Here is a 6,789-nt window from a genome sequence, read left to right as displayed (position 1 = left end):
ATAGGCCCGCTCGTCGGCCGGCAGGATGTCGATGCGGCCGACCGGCTGCTCGACATCGGCGATCTCACCACTCAAGAGATTTTGCAGATGCTGTGTCATGCGATCGATCTGCTTGGGTGCCAATCGATTGGCATCAAAATGCCAACGGAAGCTCCCATCCACATCGCAAACCTCAAATGTCAGCACCTCACCGCATTGGGGTGCCCCAGCGCTTCGGCTCGACGTCAGAACGCCAGCGGCAGACCAGCTGTTTGCAGTAATTGTGATGCCAATCGGCCAGGGCCGGCGCGACCGTAGCGCCTTCATAGTGCGCAAGGTCGGGTAGCGCGCGATAAGATCCCGCGCAAAGCTATCGTGTTCCTTCAGCCGATCCCATTCGGCCGCCACTGCCCTGCGCACGGCTGCGAAATCATGGGTTAGATCAATGGTAATTTCCATCGGCACGACGGAAGCGATCTGGGCCTCCCCCGCTGGCAAGCCGGCTCGCGAAGCTTTCGGCGCCGGGGTCCATCCCACTTGAAACTCTGCCTCGCCCGTGACGCGCGCGAGATAGACCAGCCAAGCGGTTAACAGGTGTTCCACACGATCCTTGGCAGGCAGCTCAACCAAGCCACTGGCTCGCTGCCACCAACTCGACTGCCATTTGGGCGGTGCCTCGGCTGGGCAAGAGGACAAGAAAGGGAGCTGCAAGATTTTAAACTGCTCAAGCCGCTGTCGCCAAAAATCCTCTTGAGGTGCTATCTCCTCATGTGCAGCTCTCAGGCTGCGCGCCTGCTCATCGCTCAAGATCGGAAGGCGATCGCCTGCGTCGAGACCGCAGTGCCTCGCGCGAGCAAGCGCGTCCACAGCCTGACCATCCAAGCTGGCAAACCAAACATCAACATCCTGCGTTCCCGTCGCCACACACCAGTGGCTGGGGTGGAGTTCAAGCAGGCAACCGGCCGGAAGACCCGAGCGTCGAGGCAGCACCTCCAAACGCCTGACGATGACAACATCATCGCCCACGAGAGCCTTGGGCAGACACAATGGATTGGGATGATACGGTCCAAAGTCCAAGGCACGTGTCATCGCCGACAAGTCCTGCGCGGATCGATGCCATCGCAGGCAGCCCGCAGCATCCGGGCGTCGATGTCTCGGGAAATAGCTTCTGTCCGCCAGTGCCTGCGGGCGGAGACGGAGCTCTGCATTCGCTAAGCCTGTTAAAAGCTCGCGGAAGCCCTCGACAGCGGCCTCATAACATTTGAGGTTCAAGCTCAGCGCCGTGTCGGTGGGGGCAATCAAAACCTGGCGCTGAACCGCGACATCCCCGGTATCAACACCGTCATCGATCCGATGCCAGGTGATGGCATGTTCGCTCTCCTGGGCCAGCAGTGCCCAGGACGTCGCGTGCGTCCCCGCATATCGCGGCAACGGTCCGTCGTGATAGTTGAAAGCGCCTTGACGCGCTCGTCCGAATACCTCCGCCGGCAATAGGAACGGATTGGCTGCGGAAAAAATCCACTCCACCGGCTCGGTGGCAAGCAACGTCGAGAGCTCTTCAACACTGGCTACAACCGAGATGTTGGCGCAAGCCGCCCAATCGGCGAATATGGTGTCGGCAGATAGCACCGCGCGAATGTCGTGGCCCATCTCCATTGCGAGCTGAGCGCAGCTGATCGCGAGCGTGCCACTGCCAATAAACATGCTCGAGCGTCTCGAAGGGGCTGCAGGGCGTTGCCCGTACCGACCACTTGGTTCGTAAGGGCTTACGTGTTCCGGCGAAGAGCAATGCGTCATCTCTACCCTCCAGCAATTCGCTCACCGGCATTTCCCACCCAAGCGCCGCGCCACGTAGCGGCTCAAACCAGCCGCAGCGGCCAAACGGCTTTCAGGGCCCCCGTTTCCGGCAATCTTGCAGCAAATATCGCTGAATAGACGACCCAGATAGATGCGCAGCTCCTCCAACTCTCGACGTATGCGGCGAAACCCGCAAGCACGAGTGTAGGACCGCAGCACTTGCCGGAGCGCCAGGGAGGACGGCCCTGAGATAGAGGCGTCGTCAGTCGAATAGGCGATCGCTTTGGCTGCATCGTCGCATTCACCGTCCGCTCCAGTTGCCGTTCCCGTGTCGAGCGCCATATTGACACTTGCCTTCAGCATGTCTTGTAAATCGTCAGAACCGATGCGCTGTGCGCTCACGGCCCAGCCGACGCTCTTCGTCAGTGGGCAAGAGCACTGAGCGATGATCTACGGCCTATCGGCAAGGCTCGCTGCATCCAGGTTCGGAATAGGGACTTTGCGGCGATCCGACCGAGTCATAGGGGGGGGCACCCCCTATGCTCTTTAGAGATTATCTCAAATTGAGCTCGAAGCGCCCACCATCACCAAACCGCGGCCAGCACGGAGGCTCCCCAAAACCAACACCAGGGGAAATTGGAACAACTGTGCCCAGTCCTCCTGAAGTTTTGGATGCATCTTCGGGAGTTAGTTCGGACACACCATAGGCTGTCATTTTGGTCTTCATTGTTGTCTCCTTTTCTACGATCAAACGGTCATCCGTCTTGCCCGTCGGCAGTCCCTCCGACGGGTACCGAAAGAGATTCAAGAAACGTGCCAGCTGCACAGGAAGAGCCTCAGAAATCTGTTCTTCGATATTATTCAAAGACTTGCTGAGAGTGGCGACGCGCCCACAGAACATCACCACGTCGCGGACTAGACAAACCCGACAATCTGGTCAACGTGAGGTGCGCCGAGAGCTCTACCGATTAAGGTGACAGACGGGACACGAGTTTTCGCCGCTATGATGCATCCTCTGTTGCACAGGGTGACGTGCGCGGGGTAGCGACTGGCTTCAACGAGCGGGAGGTCACCCGATCCGCATTCGGAGACTTGCGGGAGGTCGGCAAGCATTATGTTCGCACTGCCCGCCCGGGCGAGAGATCACGAGAACGGTTCTTGGTCGCGACAATCGCGCTGCCAGCCTGTGACCGATCAGGAGATCATCGCCGCCATCGGAGCTTCCTTTTGGCGGGCAAGAGAGGGTGCGCTTCGATCGCGATTTAAGGTAGCTGCCCATGGCTTTTCCGAGCGACTTCCTCGGCCAGGAAAACGTTTTCAGCCTGCTGGTTGGGAGCGTCATCGGACTGCTGGCGTGCTCCGTGTGCTGTCAAGTTCATCGGCGGTCTGCGCCAGCTAAGAGCAAATCAGCGGTCAAACAGGAATTCAGGAACGTCTTCGCCATCATGGATGAAGGCCGTTGGCAATCTCTGATCTCCTACTAGATGGAGAAGTACGAGTGTGGGCGTGAGGACGCCATGCGGCGAGCCGTCGAGGAGCGCCAACGCGACGCGAACAGCTGGTAGGCGGTGACTCTCAACCGCGAACGGAGCGGGCCAATCTGGCCGGTTCTTCTGCAACCGGAATGAACTCGGCAGGGGGCACAGGCCTGCTCTCGTCCGTCGGTATAGGCCCCAAGGGCACAACACCGCCACGGCGCTCGTTGCGTGCTTTCCATAGATGTAGCTGCTTGATTTCATCGGCAGCGGCAGCGGGTTAGTTCAATTCAGGTCGATTCAGTTCGTGTGGAAACCGCTCTAAGGCAAGTCTCGTCGAGACCTATGAAATGCGAGACGAATGAAATTTGTTATTTGCAGACGTTCCAATGCTCTAGTTTCTCCTTCAGGCTTGATGAGCACAAATCCTGGCCGGCTTCGGTCATTCCTCGCTTCATACGGCTATAGCGTTCAGAGAATTTGTGGTTTGCGTGTTGTAGCGCTGAAACAGCGGAACGCCCCGAGGGGATCGCTAAGCCGACACAAGCAAAGAGGAGATCCCCAAACTCTTCAAAAAAGGCATTGGAATCACAATTGTCGGCACACTCGCGCAGCTCATCAAGCTCTTCCTGCACCTTGTCCAGAGCAGCAACAATGTCTGGCCAAGCAAACCCTTCGCGAGCGGCATCACTCTGAATTTTCTCAGAGGCAGAAAGTGTATTTGTCATAAGGGCTCGCCCATTTTGATTGGTGAAAAGGTCGGGTGTTGGCATCCAAAGCGACGCCGATTGACAACCAGAACACATGTCCGCCTCGCTAGGCCAAGAGGGCGTGAAATGCGCGCACTAATGTCCACCCATTTTTTGGGCGACGATAGTTACGTGATGTCCGGTTAATGCCAACGGACCGTCCGAATCCGTTAGAGAAGCCAGCGCGTGGGTAGCGGCGCATCCACTTTCACTCCTGTAACGGGTCATTTTTGAGATTGAACCGATACTTCTCAAATACTCTAAATAATCCTCAGGACCTGGAAATTGTATACAAAAGTAATCATCAATTACCGTTTCCACGAAAAAGCCTGCAGATCTGAATGACTCCGCCCATTCCAAGGAAGAGCGTCTGCCGAGGGGATCATTCACAGGCGTATGAAACGGTATGGCCTCCGCATGGAAGCTCGGACCGACCGTCAACGCTACCATGTAGCCATTTTCCTTTAGCCCGCTCCGGGCGGACTCGATAAAAGACCGCAAATTTGCGACGTGATGAAGCACTTGCAATGCTGATATTACTTCAAATTTCCGCTTTTCTGTTACGACGTAATCCTCCAAGTGAGCACAGGCTACCTCCGCCTGAGGGTCGTTGCTAAATCGATCGCGTGCTGCGGAAACCATTCCTTCGGCGCCATCAATCATTGTAATCTCGTTTTTTACGCTCCGTTGGCGGAGGAGTGTCGCAACTTTTCCGTCACCACAACCGACGTCAAGCAGACTGTCCGACGTGTTCAAGATCGAGAGCAGGAGTTGGATCAGCCGATTCCGTACACCACCCCCCTTCTGCACGCGAGAGCTCTTGTGGCTCCAGTGTGCGGAGAGCTTAGAAAACGTTCGATCCACATCCTCTTGGTGAAACGAATATTCTCCATCCATGTTCAAATCTCCTTTCACATGATCGCCCCTTTGGGATGGTGTGGCTGACGGTGTTGGTCACCGTGGTCTCCGGCATGTGCCGGCAGGGCATCGTAACTTAACGGCGACGAGCCAATAGCAGACCGCCGGTCGACTCGGCCGCGTATCCTTGAGCGATTTTGCACCCACAGGTTCATCGCTGCGGCGGGCAGTTCGCGATGATGGCTGGAAGTGATGTCGTGGCGAGCGATATGAACCAGGTTGGCAATCGGATCATGGATGGATACGAGGTGTTGCAAATGTCGCTTTGACTTGAAGCGCTTCATGAGCCGCTCTCGTCGCCGAAATGGCTGATGAGAATTCTCCGCTTGATTGTTCAAGCGTTTGTGAGAGTCGTACTCGACACCCGGCATGATCTCGCGCCTTGCAGCATCGTAGGAGGGAAGCTTGTCGGTAATCATCACTCGTGGTACTTGGCCTCGGCTCTTCAATAGCTTATGGATCAAGCGCTTGCCCGCCTTGGCATTGCAGCGGCTTTGTACCAGAACCTCCAGGACGAACCCGTCTTGATCGACGGCGCGCCAGAACCAGTGCTTCTTGCCTCGGATCGAAATGACGGTCTCATCGAGGTGCCACTTAATCACCGAGACGACCGGATGAGCGGCGGCGGATGTCATTGGCAAAGGCTCACCCAAATTTCTCCGCCAACACCCGGACCGCCTGATGCGAGATGATAATCCAACGCGCAGCCAGCATGTCCCCGACCATCCGCAGGCTGAGAGGAGAACGGAAATAGAGCCAAACGGCGTGGACAATTAGTTCAGCGGGGAAGCGGTGGCGGCGATAAAACGGCTCACGGTTCGTCATAGGTCATCATCCACATCGAATTCCAAGGTCCGTTAACATTACGATGCCGCCAGTGAACATAAGCCTCCTCTTACGGCGCGAGGCGATCAGTGGGCCACGGTTCTCGTTCGCGACGCGTCGCCGGAGAAATTTCAAAATTCGTGCCAATTACGTAGAAAGTGAACCAGGCAAGAATGGCCTTGTAATATCAGCGGTTTAATGTGGAGCAGGAAACTAGGTCGGACTACATTTTGTCGCGGACGCTACAAACATACATATTACCGATCAGCCCGACCGAAAGCGAGGTCGTCTATGTCCTCGATGGTCTGTTCGATCACGACACGAACTCCCCTCCGCGCCTGCATCACAATTCATCTTGGTCGCACTAGAACCACAACGAGCGACGACAGCGAGCACGTGCTTTTGATCGGCCAGCGCACCGCCTTAAGCGATGGCTGACCGAAGCCGAGATCAAGGAACGACCGATCCAGCGCATCGATCAGCGGACAACATCGACCGGCGGGCGCTGACGCCGCAGTCGGTCAACCTGATCCTGAAAAGTCGCTGCAAACAGGCCGGCCTCGATCCGGCACTATTTTCCGCCCATGGACTTCGGTCCGGCTATCTGACCGAGGCGGCCAACCGCGGTGTTTCCCTGCCGGAAGCGATGCAGCAGTCACTGCACAAATCGGTCACCCAAGCGGCGAGCTACTACAACAACGCGGAACGAAAGAATGGACGAGCGGCCCGGCTAATCGTCTAACCGTGACGACGTACCGAAGAGTGCATCGGCTCGCCTCTCAAACGGCTGCCATTCTTCCGGTTCCGCTTCCGCCTCCGATCTATCGTGCCGGTCAGCACCCGATGCTGCCCTGCCCCAGGCTTCAGCACGCTGCATCAGCGACGCCATCTCTCCCCTCAAGCGATGCGAGCGTTGCAGGTCGGCGGCGTGCTCGGCGTTCTGGCGGGGATCGTAGAATACGGCGATCGCCTCGCCGACTGCCTGTCGTGCCGCCTCCAATTGTCCTTTCAGGCTCTCCAGCTCGGCTTTGGCCGCAAAATACTGT

At 57.1% G+C, this 6,789-nt stretch carries 6 protein-coding genes and 2 pseudogenes; 2 read left to right on the top strand and 6 right to left on the bottom strand.

Going from position 1 to position 6,789, the window contains the following annotated elements:
* Nucleotides 1-1,683 (bottom strand): formyltransferase family protein (locus GHK62_RS22650; protein ID WP_272950342.1); only part of this gene is annotated, 1,683 nt, incomplete at its 3' end.
* A gap of 114 nt (nt 1,684-1,797) precedes the next feature.
* Complete coding sequence (locus GHK62_RS22645) at nt 1,798-2,178, bottom strand: hypothetical protein (RefSeq protein ID WP_153441324.1); 381 nt, start codon at nt 2,176-2,178, stop codon at nt 1,798-1,800.
* 875 nt (nt 2,179-3,053) lie between these two features.
* Here GHK62_RS22645 and GHK62_RS22640 point away from each other — a divergent pair.
* Nucleotides 3,054-3,260: a hypothetical protein gene (locus tag GHK62_RS22640; protein ID WP_153441323.1), complete on the top strand. Its 207-nt coding sequence runs from the start codon at nt 3,054-3,056 to the stop codon at nt 3,258-3,260.
* A gap of 362 nt (nt 3,261-3,622) precedes the next feature.
* Here the strand turns inward: GHK62_RS22640 and GHK62_RS22635 are convergent, their stop codons facing one another.
* The 3 genes and pseudogenes from GHK62_RS22635 to GHK62_RS22625 form a co-directional block, all read right to left on the bottom strand.
* Nucleotides 3,623-3,979, bottom strand: a complete 357-nt coding sequence (locus GHK62_RS22635) for a nucleoside triphosphate pyrophosphohydrolase family protein (RefSeq protein ID WP_153441322.1) — start codon at nt 3,977-3,979, stop codon at nt 3,623-3,625.
* Between the two features lie 117 nt (nt 3,980-4,096).
* On the bottom strand, nt 4,097-4,897 hold the full coding sequence (locus GHK62_RS22630) for a class I SAM-dependent methyltransferase (protein ID WP_153441321.1): 801 nt from the start codon (nt 4,895-4,897) through the stop codon (nt 4,097-4,099).
* A 164-nt stretch (nt 4,898-5,061) separates the two neighbouring features.
* Nucleotides 5,062-5,743 (bottom strand): annotated as a pseudogene (locus tag GHK62_RS22625) (IS6 family transposase); the annotation flags it as partial.
* A gap of 345 nt (nt 5,744-6,088) precedes the next feature.
* Here GHK62_RS22625 and GHK62_RS22620 point away from each other — a divergent pair.
* Nucleotides 6,089-6,485, top strand: a pseudogene (locus GHK62_RS22620) (tyrosine-type recombinase/integrase); the annotation flags it as partial.
* On the opposite strand, the gene GHK62_RS22615 reads toward GHK62_RS22620, so the two are convergent.
* On the bottom strand, nt 6,474-6,789 hold a 316-nt coding region (locus tag GHK62_RS22615; RefSeq protein WP_234887004.1), incomplete at its 5' end, for a hypothetical protein. The pseudogene GHK62_RS22620 and the gene GHK62_RS22615 sit on opposite strands and share 12 nt — an antisense overlap.

It is taken from the genome of Sinorhizobium terangae, assembly GCF_009601505.1.
GTDB lineage: Bacteria > Pseudomonadota > Alphaproteobacteria > Rhizobiales > Rhizobiaceae > Sinorhizobium > Sinorhizobium terangae.
The sequence above is the reverse complement of the archived record's forward strand: the minus strand, read 5'-3'. Positions and strand labels throughout refer to the sequence as shown.

Coding starts and splice junctions, on each gene's coding strand:
- GHK62_RS22640 (WP_153441323.1), top strand. CDS start 3,054: ATGGCTTTTCCGAGCGACTTCCTCGGCCAGGAAAACGTTTTCAGCCTG.
- GHK62_RS22635 (WP_153441322.1), bottom strand. CDS start 3,979: ATGACAAATACACTTTCTGCCTCTGAGAAAATTCAGAGTGATGCCGCT.
- GHK62_RS22630 (WP_153441321.1), bottom strand. CDS start 4,897: ATGGATGGAGAATATTCGTTTCACCAAGAGGATGTGGATCGAACGTTT.